Raw genomic sequence first — 16,259 nt, 5'->3', positions numbered from 1 at the left:
AGAAAGTGTATGATGAAGAACAAGCTTTCATGAGGATTGATTGCATAATAAAAAGACACCCCCGCAAAAACGAGAATGTCTCATCTATTAACCTTCAATAATCTCCATCTTCTCCGTAATCGGAGTACGAGCTTTTCCTTCTGGCGCTTTATCGAAATAGCCCAGGTGAAGAATTCCAACGATACGTTGACCTCTTGTTAAACCGATTCCTTCTATAAATAATGGATTGTAGTTTAATCCGCCTGATTTCCAAACGCAACCTAATCCGCGTTCCCAAGCAAGAAGTTGGAAGTTTTGCATAAATGCACATGTTGCAGCGTAATCTTCATCACGTTGAATTTGACGCGGATCTTCATTTATATATACAACGATTTGTGCAGGCGTGTTTAAGAAACGATCTGATAAAATTTTACCGCGTTTCGCTCTTTCTTCTTCTGTGAAAGAGTTTAATACTGCATCTACTAATTTCTTGCGGCCTTCTCCGATGTATAGTTTACAATTCCATGGTTCACGGTGCTTATGATTTGGTGCCCATGTTGCATCGTTTAATAGTTCAATTAATAGATCTTTTTCTACTGCTTTGTCTGTAAATGTACGAACAGAGCGCCTTTCTTTAATCACATTAGCGATGGAAGTATATGTAGTCATATTTATCTCTCCCTTATTTTTATCTATATGTATAATTTTATCTTCATTATTGATATTGATTTTCAATTTCGATTATACCTTAGTTTTTTACTATTAATCAATGTTTTATGTTGGAAAACTTCTAAAAACGTCATTCCATGCTGTGAATAAAAAAACTTAACTTGTTCACAAGTATTTCACATTTTATGGAAATGATATGTGTACAGTTTTCCACACTATCCATCTAGGAGGAGTTTACATGTACAAAAAAATCGCGGTAAGTATGACTATGACAGCATTATTATGCGGAGCAATTATCTTCCCGGCTTCCGCTGCCACACCGAAAGAAGTAACAATGCATCACCATAAACCAATTTCAGAAGAAGAAATGCAGTCGCTAGAAAAGCTCGGCTATAACAAACATGAAATTTGGAAAGCTGCTCACATTGCAAGAATCAGTAAACAAGAAATAAAAGATGTTTTATCTTACTATAAGCAAAATAAATCTTGGGAGAAAACAGCCGAGCATTTCGGTGTAGATCCAAGTAAGCTGAAAAAGCATCATATGAGTAAAGAAACAAAGCAAGCACTGCTACAACAGTTAGCAACTATACAAAAATCCACACCGGATCAGCTAAAGCAAAAAATGAAAGAATATAACATCAAATTGCGTCATCTTACTGTGTTAACAATCATCTCTCAAAAAAGCAATACCCCTCTTGATGATGTATTAAAAATGAAAAAAGATGGAATGGACATTAAACAAATTGCCGAAAAATTAAATGTAAAAAGAGAAGATATACGAGCGGAAATGATGAAATTAGTGAAGTCTATTAAAGAACAAAAAACAAATTAAAATGCTAAAAAGGAAGAGCCATTCACCACTCTTCCTTTTCTTTATGAACTTTCAATTTTTAAGTATAAATTCCCGTCTTTCCCAAAAACTAACACAAGTAAATGATGTAAGTTAGGGGTGAGAAAATGTTCGGTTTATCATCTAAGAAATCAAAAAAGACTAATACAAAAACACTTTGTTCTATCCCAGAATTTATACAAACCATGAAAGAATCAAGCGATTTTGTCTCTTATAACATACTTAAAGGTGAAACGTTGTGCTTATTTTATTATAAATCTGTCGTGGAAGCACTTATTATTAAACAATTCATTTTAACTCCTATAAAAAAGGAATCGGAACAAATCCAAAACATCTCTGATTTATGTAATATCATCTCTATTGAAGACATTATTACCTCCCCTTCTATTGATGATATTCGTGAAAAATTATTAGGTGGATATATTTTAATACGCTTAAAAAACAATTCGAATCCTGATCAATATGCTTTAATTCGTGCCGAAAGTACTGTTTTAGGAAAACGATTATATAACGATACAGAAAATGAGTATAGCGTAATCGGGCCTAAAATCGGTTTCGTTGAAAACCTTGATACAAATATCCACTTATTACGCCGAAATATCGTAACGGAGCAACTCATTTTTAAAGAAGTTACCGTCGGATCTATATCAAAAACGAAAGTAGCAGTTGCTTATATAGAAGGAATTACAAATGAACAATTTGTCAACACCGCACTTCAACGGCTAGAAGACATTGACTTTGATGTCCCATTTGATTCAACTATGATTGAGCAATTTATTAGTGATAATAGCAATTCACCTTTTCCTGTTCTATTACCTACAGAACGATTAGATCGAGCTGTATTTGCATTAATTAACGGGGAAGTTTTAATTTTAACAGATGGCTCTCCATATGCTTTATCAGGACCAACAACGTTACTGGATTTTTTCATTTCACCAGAAGATTATTATTTACCGTGGATGATTGGATCGTTCTTTCGTATTATTCGTTTTTTCGGAGCTATATTTTCTCTTTTTTCCTCCGCTATTTATACAGCGGCTTTAACATATCATTATCAAATGATTCCTGCCGATTTACTAGGTCCTATTATTTTCTCGAGAGCTAACGTACCTTTCCCTCCTATTCTAGAAGCACTCTTTTTAGAAATTACAATTGAATTGCTTCGTGAAGCTGGAGCGCGTTTACCGACAAAAGTCGGACAAACGATTGGGATTGTTGGGGGGATTGTAATTGGACAAGCATCTGTTGAAGCAGCTTTAACAAGTACAATTTTATTAATTGCAGTTGCTTTATCCGCCCTTGCATCTTTCACAACACCGACTGTAAAGATGTCTTCTACTATCCGGTTGTTACGCTTTCCGCTTATTCTTTTAGCTGGTGCATTCGGAGGATTAGGCCTCGCTGTCGGATTTGTATTTATTTTAGCTCATTTAATTAAATTAAAATCACTTGGATCACCTTATTTATTACCTTTATATCCATTTCGTGGTTTAGGTACAGCAGAAGGTTTTCTTCGATTACCATTTAGCCAAACGGCTCAAAGACCTTCTTTTCTTAGACCAAAATCAAAATGGCGCTACAATCCAAACAAATCGAAGCAAAAACGTGATGGTGAGAATGAATGAAGAAAATTTTATTGCACCTTATCATTATCTTCTTCGTTTTACAAACTGGCTGTACACAAACGTATATAGTGGATGCACAGCGTATTATTCATATTGCTGGATTTGACATCACAAAAAACAAAGGATTCCAAGGAACTATTCTGTTCCCAGAGTACACACATGGTGTAAAGTCTAAGCCAGAGACTCAAACAACATCTGCCCGTTCACTTGAAACAATTGCTTCACGATTGAATGCGAAATCTCCTCACAATGTTGTTGTAGGTCAAATGCGTGTCGTCCTATTTGGAAAGGCTCTAGGAGAACGCGGAATGGGAGAGATTATTACTAACTTACAACGTGACCCAAATATCGGGCGTGATGTACAACTAGCAATTGTAGATGGATCGGCTGAAGAGCTTTTAAATTACGGAAAAAAAAATGGGTCTTTATATATTGCTGATTTACTCGAGCAAAATATAAGAAATGAGAACATTCCACAAACTGAATTAAACATTTTTTTATATAATTATTACTCTTCTGTATGTGATGCCTATGTTCCTTATATTAAAATGGACGATAATCATTCCGTCGCTGTCAAAGGACTTGCCTTTTTAAAAGGCGATAAAGTCGTCATGTATACGGATAAAAGACATTCTGTTTTAGCAAAATTACTTATTAATCCTACGAAAAATGGACGTTACGAAGCAGCAATAAAAAAGGATAAGCATAAAGGTATGGTTGTTATACAAAACTTAGCCGGAGAAAATAAGTATGATATAGATCAAACTGGCGACATACCAAAAGTAAAAATCAATTTAAAATTAAATGGATTAATTAAAAACTCTCCTAATTGGATTGATCTAAGAAAAAAAACAAATATCAATTATATAAAAAAACAAATTGAACGAAATGTCGAAAAAGACTGTGAAGATTTAATAAAACAATTTCAAGAAAAGGAAATTGATCCGTTAGGAATACGAGATGAAATTAGAAGCCATACGAGAAAATGGAATATAAAACAAATTCGAAATATGTATAAAAATGTAGCGGTAGATATAAATTTAGATCTTAATATTGTACAATCTGGAATCGGAGAATAGTGAGGTGAAATGAGCAATGAATACAATGAATAAGACAAAAACTGTCTCTCCATATTTTGCATTTATTTTATTGCATTCTCTCCAAATCGGCATAGGAATTCTCGGATATCAACGTGTAATTTTGAAAAATGCAGGTTATGATGCTTGGATTTCTCTTATTATTGCGGGGATTGCAACTCATATTGTACTATTTTGTATGTTAAAAATGCTTGAAAAAGACGGAGATTTAATTAGCATTCATACAACAACTTTTGGAAAATGGGTTGGCTCTATATTTTCTGTAATTTTCACTCTTTATTGCTTATTATTTTGCCTTACTGTTCTTCGGACATATATGGAAGTAATACAAGTTTGGATTTTCCCTACCATTAAGTTATGGAAACTTACGCTTATGTTTTTATTAGTCACTTACTACATTATAAAAGGCGGCTTTCGCTCTGTGACAGGGATATGCTTTTGGGGTATTGTGCTGCCTATTTTCGTTGTGTTCTTTTTAATCTATCCGATGAAGTATGCACATTTTCGTAATATTTTACCTATTTTTACGCATTCACCTTTTGACATGCTTATATCTGCAAAACACTCCGCATTGGAATTTCTGGGATTTGAAACAATTCTTATCTTTTATCCCTTTATTGAAAAAGGAAAATCTTTAAAGCGATGGGCCCATGCTGGAATTGCTTTTAGCACTTTAATTTATGTGATTTTAGCTATCGTATCTTTTATGTATTATAGCGAGGGACAATTAAACCGTACTATTTGGCCTACTTTAACGATGTTAAAAATAATTAAAGTTCCTTTTATTCAGCGCTTTGAATATATTATTATTTTCGTTTGGTTTTTAATTATTTTACCAAACCTTTGCTTAACCATTTGGTCATCATGTCAAACGATGAAGCGTTCCTTTCATATTTCATTTAAATTTACATTACCGTTTTTTATTTTCATCATATTTTCAGCTTCTCTGTTTTTCACAAACCGTGAAAGTATCAATACATTAAATACCGTACTATCTCAAGCGGGTTTATATATTGTATACGCTTATATCCCGATTTTATTTTTGTTTCATTCACTAAGATGGCACTTCAAAAATCGTTCAAAAAAAACTTCTCCCTAGGTGTCCCTTAGTCTGATACAATTTGATTAATACATTTGTAAAGGGGACAAGCGAATGAAAAAGTATGTATTTTCTTTACTTGCAGTACTAAGCTTAATTCTTGCTGGATGCGGAAGTACAGGTACAAATGACCAAAAATCTTCTGAATCAAAACAAGAAGAACATGACCACGCATCGCACACTCAGCAAGCTGACATTCAAGAGAAAACAAAAGGAATCGACACACTTCCAACCTTCCTAGATAAGCTTGATCCACAAATGAAAGATATCTACACCGTCGCTGGACAAAATGCAGAGCTATTAGATTGGATTCCATGCTATTGTGGTTGCGGTGAAAGTGTAGGACATAAAAATAATAAAAACTGCTTTATCCGTGAAATTAAAAAGAATGGTGAAGTTGTTTGGGATTCCCACGCAACGACTTGCGTCAATTGCCTAGAAATCGCAGTTGAATCTGCTTCCATGAAACAAAAAGGAAAATCAACGCTTGAAATTCGCAACTATATCGATAATAAATACAAGGAAGGCTATGGCAAACCAACACCTACGCCAATGCCAAAAGCTTAAAAAACGAGGAAACTCCTCGTTTTTTCTTTTCATTCACTTTTTTTCTTAACAAATTCTTTCAAGTGTATTTCCCCTTACTTATCACACACTATATATAACTCTCGGTAAGGAGGGTATACAGTGCAAACATATAACGACTATGATAAAGCTCTCTATTACACGTATTGCTGTAATTGGGATAAATTACTCGTTCTCATGGTTCAAACGAACGATCAATTATTTTCTAAGCGTATTGAGCATTTTTTACACGCTTATCAATACAGTAAAGAACTACCAGAAGTTGATAAACAATTGCAGCTCCTATTTCAATATATTGACCACGCATCCCAAAAGTCGCATGTAGAAGAAGTAGAACAAATTCAAATGTAAAATATAGCGCTATTCTCTTTAGGAGGGTAGCGCTTTTATTAATATTAATACTAATAAAAGTTCCCTCTTATAAAACTTTTATTGATAAACATATTTTTTCTTTCTTTTCCATACCACTTCATACTATAATTTAGTATGTAACTATTATAAGAGAGGTATAAAATATGGGACGAGAAAAAAAGCAAGAATATGCTTTACTTACCGCATGGGGAGCTTCTTTTATCGCTACACTAGGAAGTCTGTACTTTTCCGAAATCATGAAATTTGAGCCTTGTGTTCTTTGTTGGTATCAACGTATTTTTATGTATCCATTCGTTTTATGGCTCGGTATCGCTGTAGCAAAAAAAGATTATCGCATCGCAAGTTATTCTTTACCAATTGCAAGTATTGGTGCTTGTATTTCTTTATATCACTATGCAATTCAAAAAGTCCCAGCGTTTTCAGCTGCTGGAGCAGCTTGCGGTCGTGTACCCTGCACCGGAGAATTTATAAACTGGTTTGGTTTTATTACAATCCCGTTTTTAGCACTTATCGGCTTTATTACAATCGCTGTTTGTAGCTTTATTGTCATCAAAAACAAATAAGGAGATGAAAGAATGAAAAAAATGCTTATATTTGGTGGTATTATTATCGCCTTGTTCGTAGCAATTTTCGCGGTCACACAAATGGAAGAAAAAAATGCTACTAGCCAAAAGATTGATAATCCTACTGAAAGTAAGACAAACGGTCCTGACTACTACACAAATAAAATTTCTCTTTCAGATCTTCAAAAGAACTTAAAAGAGAAAAAAGAAGAAACAGTATACTTTTATCAAACATCCTGCGTTCATTGCCAAAAATTATCCCCTGTCCTAGTGCCAATGGCTAAAGACTTAAACGTTGATATGAAAGTTATGGATATTGAAAAATTAGATGCTCCTTGGGATGAATATAAAATTCAAGGAACACCAACAATCATTCATTTTAAAGGTGGCAAAGAAGTGAGCCGTATTAGCGGTGAACAGCCGAAAGATAAATTAAAAGAATGGCTTGAGCAAACGAAAAAGTAACGAGAAAAGGAAACTCCTTCTACACATGAAATGGGTGTAAAATCCCACACTAATGTATAAGGAGGGGGTTTTATGCCAGAAGTAAGATGTTCTGTTTCCAACTGTTCTTTTTGGGGACAAGGTAACTTTTGTCAAGCAAGTGCGATCATCGTTCAGCCTGATGCAGATGAAACTGGTCAAACTGAAAATGATTCATATACAGCTGCTGTTTTAACAAACGAGACACTAGAAAGTTCTGTAGCAACGAGTGTAGAGACTTGTTGTCATACATTTAATCCTAAATATTAACAATTATTCCACCTCATATACGTGAGGTGGTTTTTTCTTTCCCTCTTCTTGTTTACGTCATCTCTAATTCTCCCTATAATAAAGTTAACATTTTTATGAATACGAAGGTGAAATACTATGGCTAAAACAATTGCAGATATCGCCAAATTGGCTGGAGTTGCAAAAAGCACAGTCTCTCGTTACTTAAACGGCGGATATGTAAGTGATAAAACAAAACTTAAAATCGAAGGTATTATTCAGGAAACAAATTTCTCTCCCAATACATTTGCTCAAAGTTTAAAAGCAAAAACAACAAATTTAATTGGTGTCATCATCCCCCGATTAGACTCCTTCGCTACAATGAAAACACTTATCGGGATCGATAAAACATTACAGGAAAATAACTATCAAATGCTTGTAGCAAATGCAAATCAAACAACCGAAACTGAAATACAAGCAATTGAAAACTTTATAAAACAAAAGGTAGCTGGCATTATTTTATTAACAAAAACATTAACGAATGAACATCAAAAAATTATGGCTAATTCAAACATCCCTATTTTATTCGTCGGGCAAGAATATAAAAATCAATATTGCCTCGTTCACGATGATTATGATGCAGCGTATGAGTTAGGGGCATACGTTTTATCACAAGGCCATCGACATATTGCCTATTTAGGGATAGGAAAAGATGATATTTCTGTTGGAATAAATCGAAAAAATGGTTTTCAAAAAGCAATTGAAAATTTAGAACCAACTTGCAACGTTTCATATTACGAAACAACTTTCCGCATAGAAGATGCCATGAAACAAGTACAACATATTTTAGATAATAATCGCCCAACTCTTATCGTATGTGCTACAGATAACATCGCTCTTGGCGCAATGAAAGTCATTCACTCCCACTCCCTTTCTGTACCAGGTGATATTTCTGTAACAGGATTCGGTGGATATGATATTTCAGAAATGGTACACCCTAGTTTAACGACAATTGCGTTTGACTATGAGTATGCCGGAAAGCTTGCTGCCACTTCTCTTTCACAGCTTGTTGAAAACAAAACTATACCAAAAATATTACACTCTCGTTATACATTAAAAATCCAAGAAAGCGTTGACAAAATATAAAGGCGCTCTATAATAAAATTAAAACCGGTTCCACATTTTAAAAACAGGATTTTCAACATCATTTCCCTGTTTTTTATTTTAGTTCCTTAAGGAACCGGTTCCATACAAGAAAATTTATAGTAAGGGGGAATTTTTATGGATATGAAACAAATTGCAACTCAAGTAATACAGAACATTGGTGGAAAGGAAAACATTGTCCGTGCCACACATTGCGCGACTCGCCTTCGTCTTATATTAAAGGATGATACGAAAATAAACGCTGCAGAAATCGAAAACATCGATGGAGTAAAAGGTGCTTTCGCAACGACCGAGCAATATCAAATTATTTTTGGAACTGGCATAGTAAACAAAGTATATGATGAATTCTCAAAACTAATTGGAATAGCCGAACTAGATTCTACAACATCAAACGATATACCTAAGAAAAAAATGAATCCTATCGCCCGCCTAGCAAAGACACTATCTAATATTTTTGTTCCAATTATTCCAGCTATCGTCGCAAGCGGTTTACTTATGGGTCTACTCGGAATGTTGAAAGCGTTTAAATTAGTTCCTGGAGATCACTCACTTATCCAATTACTTGATATGTTCTCAAGTGCAGCTTTCATTATTTTACCTATTTTAATTGGAGTTAGTGCCGCTAAAGAATTTGGTGGAAACATTTTCTTAGGTGCAGTTGTTGGTGGTATATTAACTCACCCAAGCTTAACAAATCCTTGGACTCTTTCAAATGCAAAACCAACTGTTTTACATTTCTTTGGTATGGATATTGATATGATTGGCTATCAAGGTACTGTTTTACCTATTTTATTATGCGTATATGTTATGAGTACAATTGAAAAAGAACTTCGAAAACGTGTTCCGAACTCTTTAGATTTATTAGTTACACCATTCTTAACAATTATTATAACTGGCTTTTTATCACTTATTATTATCGGACCAATTGGATATAAAATCGGTGACGGCATTACGTACCTTTTAAATACAATCTATCAATTTGCAGGACCAGTAGCTGGACTTATATTCGGCGGATTGTATTCAACAATCGTTCTTACTGGCTTACACCATAGCTTCCACGCTATTGAAGCAGGCTTACTCGCAAATAAAGATATCGGTGTCAATTTCTTACTCCCTATTTGGTCAATGGCGAACGTTGCACAGGGCGGTGCTACTTTAGCTGTCTATTTCAAAACAAAAAACAAAAAAACGAAAGAAATTGCAATTCCGGCCGCAGCTTCAGCATTTTTAGGAATTACAGAACCAGCTATTTTTGGTGTCAATTTAAAACTTGGTAAACCATTTATTGCAGCAGCTATTGGCGGCGCAATTGGCGGCGCTTACGTTGTTTGGATGCAAGTGGCGGCTAATGCATACGGTTTAACAGGTATTCCGATGCTTACAATTGTTGCACCTCTTGGCATGATGAACATGATTCACTATATAATTGGTTTCGCTATTGCAGTTATCACTGCTTTTGTTGCCACATTCATTTTATATAAAGAAAGTAAATAATAACGGGGTGAAAACCTATGTCAAAATATAAAACAATACTGCAATCTAATAAAGACGAATTACATTCTTTATATGAAATTGCAAACCAAGATTCATGGAAACCAATTTATCATATCCACCCACCATTTGGATTAATGAATGATCCTAACGGTGTATCCTACTACAATGATGAATATCACGTTTTTTATCAGTGGTATCCATTTGGTCCCATTCATGGAATGAAGCATTGGGGGCATGTGAAGTCAAAAGACCTTATTAACTGGGAGCGTATGCCTGTAGCCATCATCCCTACTGAAAGCTATGAATCACACGGTGCATATTCTGGTAGTGCTATCGTAAAAGATGGCCTTCTTCATTTACTTTATACAGGGAATATAAAAAAGCCTGATGATTCCCGTGATGCAAAACAATGTATGGCAACAATGGATTCACAATATACGATGACGAAATATAGTAATAATCCTGTTATTGATATAATTCCTGACGGATATACAAAACATGTACGTGATCCAAAAGTCTGGAAACATAATGATATGTACTATATGTTACTCGGTGCCCAACGTGAAAATAAAACAGGAACTCTATTACTATACAAATCACAAGACCTATACAATTGGCATTTCCAAGGCGAAATTACAACAAATTTAAAAGAATTCGGATTTATGTGGGAATGCCCCGATTACTTCCAATTATCAGGGAAAGATGTACTTCTCTTTTCACCGCAAGGAATTGAAAAAGACGGCGAAAACTTTCACAATATATACAATGTCGTTTATGCCATAGGCCATTTCGATATTAAAAATTTATATTTCCATGTTGATTCCTATTACGAAGCTGATAAAGGATTCGATTTTTATGCCCCTCAAACTTTAGAAGACTCTACTAGTCGTCGCCTATTGTTTGCTTGGGCAGGATCAAGTGAAATCACATATCCTTCTGATGATTATATGTGGGCTCATTGCCTAACACTTCCACGTGAATTAACATTAGAAGATAACATCTTAAAACAAAAACCAGTTTCAGAATTAACAAAACTACGAACAACAAAAAAAGAAATTTCAGGAGATATAACAGCTGGATTAAATGTATTATCAACGCTTGATGATAAAGGCTCCTATGAATTAATTGTTACACTTAAAACAGAAGATGCAAAGCGTTTTGGGCTTTCTCTCTTCCACAATGAGGAGGAATGTTTCCCCATTACATTTAATCGGGAACAAGGTACTATTTCTATAGACAGGGGCAACTTCTACCATCAATTTGGCGGAGAATATGGATTTGAACGCTGTAAAAAAATCGATATTCAAGATACGATAGAACTACAAATATTTGTAGATAAAAGCATCGTGGAAATTTTCTTATACGATGGTTCAACAGTCTTTACGTCCCGAGTTTTTCCTCGAAAAGACATGAAACATCATATCGCAATCTTTTCAGATGCAAAACTAAACTTTATCATCACACAATATAAGCTGAAAAGAGGGATTGTATGAGAAATGTCTTTTGTATAGGTGAACTATTAATTGATTTTGTGTGCCGAAATACTAACGTTTCTTTAGTAAACGGTTCAGATTTCGAAAAAAAAGCTGGTGGAGCACCCGCTAACGTTGCTGCTGCGATTACAAAATTAGGTGGACACGCTACATTTATGGGGCAAGTAGGAAATGACCCATTTGGTGAGTTTCTTGAACAAACTTTACAGCGTGCGCAAGTCGATACATCCATGCTCATAAAAGATAAACAAACAACACTTGCATTCGTATCCATCGATCAAGATGGCGAACGTGATTTTACTTTTATGCGTGGTGCAGATGGTGAATATCAATTCAATAGCATTGATTTATCAAAAATACAAACGAATGATTTAATACATTTCGGTTCAGCGACAGCTTTACTATCAAGCCCATTAAAAGAAACGTATTTTCAGTTGTTACAATATGCGAAAGATAACGGCCATTTTATTTCTTTTGATCCAAATTATCGAAGTGCACTCATTACAAATACAGAACAATTCTCTCAAGATTGTCTAACCTTTATAAAACATGCACACTTCGTAAAAGTAAGTCAAGAGGAAGCTACTATGCTCTCTAAAGAGAGTGATTTACAACAAGCTGCACTCAAATTATTAAATTATGGCGCAAAAGTAGTAGCTATTACACTTGGAAAAGACGGTACACTTCTTGCGACAAATGAAGGTCAAACCATTGTCTCTTCTATTTCCATTCAACAAGTCGATACAACTGGTGCTGGTGATGCTTTCGTTGGAGCAATGTTATATCAGATTGCCCAAAGTGAACATACACTTTCGTATCATTTCAAAGACTTAACAGCGTTTATCTCCTTTGCAAATAAAGTAGGCGCTATCACATGTACAAATTACGGTGCAATTGCCTCTCTTCCATCATTAACAGATATAAAAGCATACGATTAATCGTATGCTTTTTTACATTCCCCTCCAAAAATCATGCATAATAAAAAAGTACAAAATAACGAGAACGGCCGTCCCGCATAAGGTAATGCGCCGATATATACTCTTCTCTCCTTCCCTCGCTTTCACAAACGCCCAAATAAATCCGAAGAACAATATTAAATCAACATATGGAACATAAAAAGAAAAGACGAGAAACGCATATAAATACACGATAAATAAACAGGTCGTTACTAAAAAAACTTTAAACGCAAATTCACTTTTCATAATATAACCGCCCCCTATCTGTACTGTATTATATTCAGCAAAATACAATAGTTGCAGTTAAACTCCAAGTATAAATAAGCTACCGTCTATAATACGGTAGCCATTACGGAACATTGTATTTCCGTTTATATATATTACTTAAAATCGAAGAAGGAATTTGCTCGTAACGAATTTTCTCTCCTGTTTCATCTATAATATACGAATTGTTTCCTATATAATATATTCCATCTTTTCGTTTTGAGTACACTGGATATCTTTCATTTGGCAATACCGTTTTCACTTTCGTTAACTGTCCATTTGGTTCTTGCCAATATATATCCGCGCGGTCTACTAGCGTTAGTACTCCAATTTGTTCTTCTTCTATTTTTCGACCATTCCAGCTCACAACGCGATAACCAAGCTTATTCGCTTCATATTCGGGGCTCGTATGAAAACGAGAAATGATTACTTTTGTTTGTAATTGTACTCTGTCATATAACCATTGTATATCCCTGTCATGCATGCGAATACAACCATTTGATTCCCTACTTCCAATCGTCCATTCCCGGTTCGTCCCGTGAATCGCATATTCATTCTTATCTAGTCCAAGCCACCTCGTACCGAGAGGGTTATTCGGTGCACCCCCAGGTATTTTTTTTCGATGGTATTCTTTATTTTTAAATTTAGTTATAATACAAAAGTTACCTTCAGGCGTAGGTGTACGATCTCTTCCAGTCGTTACTGGAAATGTTTTTGTATAATTTCCATTCTCAAAAAAAGACAACTGATTTGTCGTAAGATTCACTAATATTAAATGATCTGTATTAGCAAAAGCACTAACCGGTAGGATGAAAAATAATAGTATGACGAAACATAACTTTTTCAGCTATATCCCCCCTAGCGCTCACTATAATAAGTGGAATTAACATTACTTTGCTCTTATAAATGAAAACTATCCATTTACAATAACGCCCCCATTTACATGTATCATTTGTCCAGTAACATAAGAAGAATCACCAGACGCTAAATATACGTATGCCGGCGCTAACTCATATGGTTGACCAGGCCTTTGCATTGGGACATTGCTCCCAAACTGAGAGACTTTCTTCTCATCAAAGCTCGATGGAATAAGCGGTGTCCAAATCGGTCCTGGTGCAACACCATTTACCCGAATCCCTTTTTGCACTAACGATTGAGAAAGTGATCTTGTAAAAGCTACGATTGCTCCTTTCGTTGCGGAATAATCAATTAACGTTTCATTTCCTTCATATGCAACGATAGATGCCGTATTTATAATGACATCCCCTTTCTTCAAATGAGAAAGGGCTGCTTTCGTAACGTGAAAATAAGAAAAAATATTAATACAAAATGTTTTTTCTAGCTGTTCTGCTGTAATATACTCTAGCCCTTGCTGCGGATATTGCTGTGCAACGTTATTCACTAAAATATTTAAACTACCTAACTGCCGGGCGGTCTCTTCCACAATATCTTTACAATGCTGTTCATTACTCAAATCCCCCGGCAACAATACACACTTTACACCTTCTTTTTCAACACGTTGTTTCGTCTCTTTTGCATCTTCTTCCTCATCTAAATAAGCAATCGCAACATTTGCTCCTTCTTTTGCAAAAGCGATGGAAACTGCTCGTCCAATTCCGCTATCTCCTCCCGTAATTAACACATTCTTCCCTTTTAACTTTTCACTTCCTTGATAATTTGGATCTTCAAACTGCGGAAGGGGGCTCATTAATGATTCAATACCAGGCTGCTTATTTTGATGTTGCGCAGGCATTGTTATAAAGTTTTTTTGCTGTGGCATAGCTGCTTTCAACTCCTTTTCCTTAGCATGTGCACAATAAAAAGCTGAAATTCACACATCGGTTTACGATTAATATTCGAATTTAAGACACAAAATATGAATTGTTATAAACTTTTTATGCAAAACTATTGCAAAATAGATAAAAAACGAATATTATATATAACTGTTGTGAAAATTATTCGTAAACAGAAAGGATGTTTATATGTTTAACCTTTCAAAACATAAAACTTCTATTAAAACTGAAATTATGGCAGGTATTATTACCTTCTTAACAATGGCATATATCATTGTCGTAAACCCTGTTATCCTTGGAGATGCAGGTGTTCCATTTGAACAAGCATTTACAGCAACAATTATTGCTGCTGTTGTCGGAACATTATTTATGGCAATCTTTACAAACTTACCAATCGCAATCGCGCCAGGTATGGGATTAAATGCTTACTTCTCTTACTCTGTTGTAAAAGCGCATGAAGGCATGACTTTCGCAATTGCATTCTCTGCTGTATTCGTAGCAGGTATGATTTTAATTTTGCTATCATTTACATCTTTCCGTACAAAATTAATGGAAGCAATTCCTGAAAACTTAAAACATGCAATTACTGCTGGTATCGGGCTATTTATCGCCTTTATCGGTTTACGTTTAACAGGTATCGTTACAAAAAATGATGCAAACTTAGTTGGACTTGGTGATCTTCACTCTGCTCCAGTTCTACTAGCATTAGCTGGACTTGGAATTACTATTATCCTTATGTCTTTAAATGTAAATGGCGCACTATTTATCGGTATGCTATTAACTGGTATTATCGCTTTCTTCACAGGACAATTAACATTCTCAAACGGTGTTACATCAATGCCTGGATTACCAGAAGGAATTATCGTTTCAAATCCAATTACTGCTGTATCTGACGTAATTAACTACGGATTATACGGCGTTGTATTTTCATTCTTCCTTGTTACATTATTTGATACAACAGGTACATTACTTGGGGTAGCTCAACAAGGTGGATTTATGAAAGACGGAAAACTCCCAAAAGCTGGACGAGCTCTTCTATCTGACTCATTCTCAGCAACTATTGGTTCTATGTTCGGAACGACACCATCAACAGCTTACATTGAATCATCTGCTGGTGTTGCAGCTGGTGGTCGTACTGGTTTAACAACTGTTACAGTAGCTGTTCTATTCGCACTAGCAGCATTCTTCGGACCATTAGTAAGTGCTGTCTCTGGTGTATCAGCTATTACTGCTCCATCATTAATTATCGTTGGTAGTCTTATGATGGGTTCAGTTCGCCACATCGATTGGGACACATTTGATGAAGCATTCCCAGCATTTTTAGTAATCTTAAGCATGCCTCTTACATCAAGTATCGCAACAGGTATCGCACTTGGATTTATTTCATATCCACTTATGAAAGTGGCAAAAGGTAAATTCCGTGCTGTTCACCCACTTGTATATGTATTTGGAATTTTGTTTGCTTATCAATTGATATTCTTACCACATTAAAAAAGTAGAGCATCGAAATCCGATGCTCTACTTTTCTTTTACAACAATCAT

General features: G+C 35.1%; 18 protein-coding genes. 14 read left to right on the top strand and 4 right to left on the bottom strand.

Translation table 11 applies throughout. From position 1 onward, the window contains the following. Positions 1 to 87: 87 nt before the first annotated feature. On the bottom strand, positions 88 to 648 hold the full coding sequence (locus ACTFRY_RS21830) for a nitroreductase family protein (protein ID WP_000214816.1): 561 nt from the start codon (positions 646 to 648) through the stop codon (positions 88 to 90). 238 nt (positions 649 to 886) lie between these two features. On the opposite strand from ACTFRY_RS21830, the gene ACTFRY_RS21825 reads away from it, so the two are divergent. The 13 genes from ACTFRY_RS21825 (at position 887) to ACTFRY_RS21765 (ending at position 12,642) form a co-directional block, all read left to right on the top strand. Beyond that, positions 887 to 1,483: a hypothetical protein gene (locus tag ACTFRY_RS21825; protein WP_141541495.1), complete on the top strand. Its 597-nt coding sequence runs from the start codon at positions 887 to 889 to the stop codon at positions 1,481 to 1,483. 125 nt (positions 1,484 to 1,608) lie between these two features. Further along, entirely contained in the window at positions 1,609 to 3,126 is a 1,518-nt protein-coding gene (locus ACTFRY_RS21820; protein ID WP_098616991.1) for a spore germination protein, read from the top strand. Continuing rightward, positions 3,123 to 4,205, top strand: a complete 1,083-nt coding sequence (locus tag ACTFRY_RS21815) for a Ger(x)C family spore germination protein (protein ID WP_000722243.1) — start codon at positions 3,123 to 3,125, stop codon at positions 4,203 to 4,205. The genes ACTFRY_RS21820 and ACTFRY_RS21815 overlap by 4 nt, the downstream gene beginning before the upstream one ends. Positions 4,206 to 4,221: 16 nt before the next feature. Continuing rightward, positions 4,222 to 5,322, top strand: a complete 1,101-nt coding sequence (locus ACTFRY_RS21810; RefSeq protein ID WP_001095036.1) for a GerAB/ArcD/ProY family transporter — start codon at positions 4,222 to 4,224, stop codon at positions 5,320 to 5,322. A 54-nt stretch (positions 5,323 to 5,376) separates the two neighbouring features. Next, a complete protein-coding gene (locus ACTFRY_RS21805) occupies positions 5,377 to 5,889 on the top strand; it encodes a PCYCGC domain-containing protein (RefSeq protein ID WP_000761028.1) in 513 nt (170 codons plus the stop codon). Positions 5,890 to 6,009: 120 nt separating this feature from the next. Then, the gene (locus ACTFRY_RS21800) at positions 6,010 to 6,258 is read left to right on the top strand and encodes a YhdB family protein (protein ID WP_001195459.1); all 249 of its coding nucleotides are present in this window, start codon (positions 6,010 to 6,012) and stop codon (positions 6,256 to 6,258) included. A 164-nt stretch (positions 6,259 to 6,422) separates the two neighbouring features. Then, on the top strand, positions 6,423 to 6,842 hold the full coding sequence (locus ACTFRY_RS21795) for a disulfide formation protein C (RefSeq protein WP_000532264.1): 420 nt from the start codon (positions 6,423 to 6,425) through the stop codon (positions 6,840 to 6,842). 12 nt (positions 6,843 to 6,854) lie between these two features. Next, positions 6,855 to 7,307 carry a thioredoxin family protein gene (locus ACTFRY_RS21790; protein WP_044796312.1) on the top strand — a complete coding sequence of 151 codons (453 nt, stop codon included), beginning with the start codon at positions 6,855 to 6,857 and terminating at the stop codon, positions 7,305 to 7,307. 72 nt (positions 7,308 to 7,379) lie between these two features. After that, positions 7,380 to 7,595 carry a DUF1540 domain-containing protein gene (locus ACTFRY_RS21785; protein WP_044796311.1) on the top strand — a complete coding sequence of 72 codons (216 nt, stop codon included), beginning with the start codon at positions 7,380 to 7,382 and terminating at the stop codon, positions 7,593 to 7,595. Between the two features lie 117 nt (positions 7,596 to 7,712). Then, a complete protein-coding gene (locus ACTFRY_RS21780; protein ID WP_001140398.1) occupies positions 7,713 to 8,699 on the top strand; it encodes a LacI family DNA-binding transcriptional regulator in 987 nt (328 codons plus the stop codon). 135 nt (positions 8,700 to 8,834) lie between these two features. Next, the gene (locus ACTFRY_RS21775; RefSeq protein ID WP_000367319.1) at positions 8,835 to 10,211 is read left to right on the top strand and encodes a sucrose-specific PTS transporter subunit IIBC; all 1,377 of its coding nucleotides are present in this window, start codon (positions 8,835 to 8,837) and stop codon (positions 10,209 to 10,211) included. Positions 10,212 to 10,228: 17 nt separating this feature from the next. Beyond that, complete coding sequence (scrB, locus tag ACTFRY_RS21770; RefSeq protein ID WP_000049743.1) at positions 10,229 to 11,704, top strand: beta-fructofuranosidase; 1,476 nt, start codon at positions 10,229 to 10,231, stop codon at positions 11,702 to 11,704. Then, the gene (locus tag ACTFRY_RS21765; RefSeq protein WP_001246642.1) at positions 11,701 to 12,642 is read left to right on the top strand and encodes a carbohydrate kinase family protein; all 942 of its coding nucleotides are present in this window, start codon (positions 11,701 to 11,703) and stop codon (positions 12,640 to 12,642) included. The genes scrB and ACTFRY_RS21765 overlap by 4 nt, the downstream gene beginning before the upstream one ends. Positions 12,643 to 12,654: 12 nt before the next feature. Here ACTFRY_RS21765 and ACTFRY_RS21760 read toward each other — a convergent pair whose 3' ends face one another. From ACTFRY_RS21760 to ACTFRY_RS21750, 3 genes are all read right to left on the bottom strand, one after another. Beyond that, the gene (locus tag ACTFRY_RS21760) at positions 12,655 to 12,906 is read right to left on the bottom strand and encodes a hypothetical protein (RefSeq protein ID WP_000834195.1); all 252 of its coding nucleotides are present in this window, start codon (positions 12,904 to 12,906) and stop codon (positions 12,655 to 12,657) included. 103 nt (positions 12,907 to 13,009) lie between these two features. After that, positions 13,010 to 13,771, bottom strand: coding sequence for a L,D-transpeptidase (locus ACTFRY_RS21755; RefSeq protein ID WP_033682769.1), 762 nt, complete (start codon positions 13,769 to 13,771; stop codon positions 13,010 to 13,012). Positions 13,772 to 13,837: 66 nt separating this feature from the next. After that, positions 13,838 to 14,704: an SDR family oxidoreductase gene (locus tag ACTFRY_RS21750; protein ID WP_044796305.1), complete on the bottom strand. Its 867-nt coding sequence runs from the start codon at positions 14,702 to 14,704 to the stop codon at positions 13,838 to 13,840. A gap of 202 nt (positions 14,705 to 14,906) precedes the next feature. Here ACTFRY_RS21750 and ACTFRY_RS21745 point away from each other — a divergent pair, with 202 nt between their 5' ends. After that, positions 14,907 to 16,208 carry an NCS2 family permease gene (locus ACTFRY_RS21745; protein ID WP_000482711.1) on the top strand — a complete coding sequence of 434 codons (1,302 nt, stop codon included), beginning with the start codon at positions 14,907 to 14,909 and terminating at the stop codon, positions 16,206 to 16,208. Positions 16,209 to 16,259: the final 51 nt, after the last annotated feature.

The sequence above is a fragment of the Bacillus cereus group sp. MYBK195-1 genome (genome assembly GCF_051916605.1).
GTDB lineage: Bacteria > Bacillota > Bacilli > Bacillales > Bacillaceae_G > Bacillus_A > Bacillus_A cereus.
This window is presented reverse-complemented; position numbering and strand designations above follow the sequence as displayed.

Excerpts from the sequence above, each read along its gene's own strand:
- ACTFRY_RS21830 (WP_000214816.1), bottom strand. The coding sequence starts at position 648 with ATGACTACATATACTTCCATCGCTAATGTGATTAAAGAAAGGCGCTCT.
- ACTFRY_RS21825 (WP_141541495.1), top strand. The coding sequence starts at position 887 with ATGTACAAAAAAATCGCGGTAAGTATGACTATGACAGCATTATTATGC.
- ACTFRY_RS21820 (WP_098616991.1), top strand. The coding sequence starts at position 1,609 with ATGTTCGGTTTATCATCTAAGAAATCAAAAAAGACTAATACAAAAACA.
- ACTFRY_RS21815 (WP_000722243.1), top strand. The coding sequence starts at position 3,123 with ATGAAGAAAATTTTATTGCACCTTATCATTATCTTCTTCGTTTTACAA.
- ACTFRY_RS21810 (WP_001095036.1), top strand. The coding sequence starts at position 4,222 with ATGAATACAATGAATAAGACAAAAACTGTCTCTCCATATTTTGCATTT.
- ACTFRY_RS21805 (WP_000761028.1), top strand. The coding sequence starts at position 5,377 with ATGAAAAAGTATGTATTTTCTTTACTTGCAGTACTAAGCTTAATTCTT.
- ACTFRY_RS21795 (WP_000532264.1), top strand. The coding sequence starts at position 6,423 with ATGGGACGAGAAAAAAAGCAAGAATATGCTTTACTTACCGCATGGGGA.
- ACTFRY_RS21790 (WP_044796312.1), top strand. The coding sequence starts at position 6,855 with ATGAAAAAAATGCTTATATTTGGTGGTATTATTATCGCCTTGTTCGTA.
- ACTFRY_RS21785 (WP_044796311.1), top strand. The coding sequence starts at position 7,380 with ATGCCAGAAGTAAGATGTTCTGTTTCCAACTGTTCTTTTTGGGGACAA.
- ACTFRY_RS21780 (WP_001140398.1), top strand. The coding sequence starts at position 7,713 with ATGGCTAAAACAATTGCAGATATCGCCAAATTGGCTGGAGTTGCAAAA.
- ACTFRY_RS21775 (WP_000367319.1), top strand. The coding sequence starts at position 8,835 with ATGGATATGAAACAAATTGCAACTCAAGTAATACAGAACATTGGTGGA.
- scrB (WP_000049743.1), top strand. The coding sequence starts at position 10,229 with ATGTCAAAATATAAAACAATACTGCAATCTAATAAAGACGAATTACAT.
- ACTFRY_RS21765 (WP_001246642.1), top strand. The coding sequence starts at position 11,701 with ATGAGAAATGTCTTTTGTATAGGTGAACTATTAATTGATTTTGTGTGC.
- ACTFRY_RS21760 (WP_000834195.1), bottom strand. The coding sequence starts at position 12,906 with ATGAAAAGTGAATTTGCGTTTAAAGTTTTTTTAGTAACGACCTGTTTA.
- ACTFRY_RS21750 (WP_044796305.1), bottom strand. The coding sequence starts at position 14,704 with ATGCCACAGCAAAAAAACTTTATAACAATGCCTGCGCAACATCAAAAT.
- ACTFRY_RS21745 (WP_000482711.1), top strand. The coding sequence starts at position 14,907 with ATGTTTAACCTTTCAAAACATAAAACTTCTATTAAAACTGAAATTATG.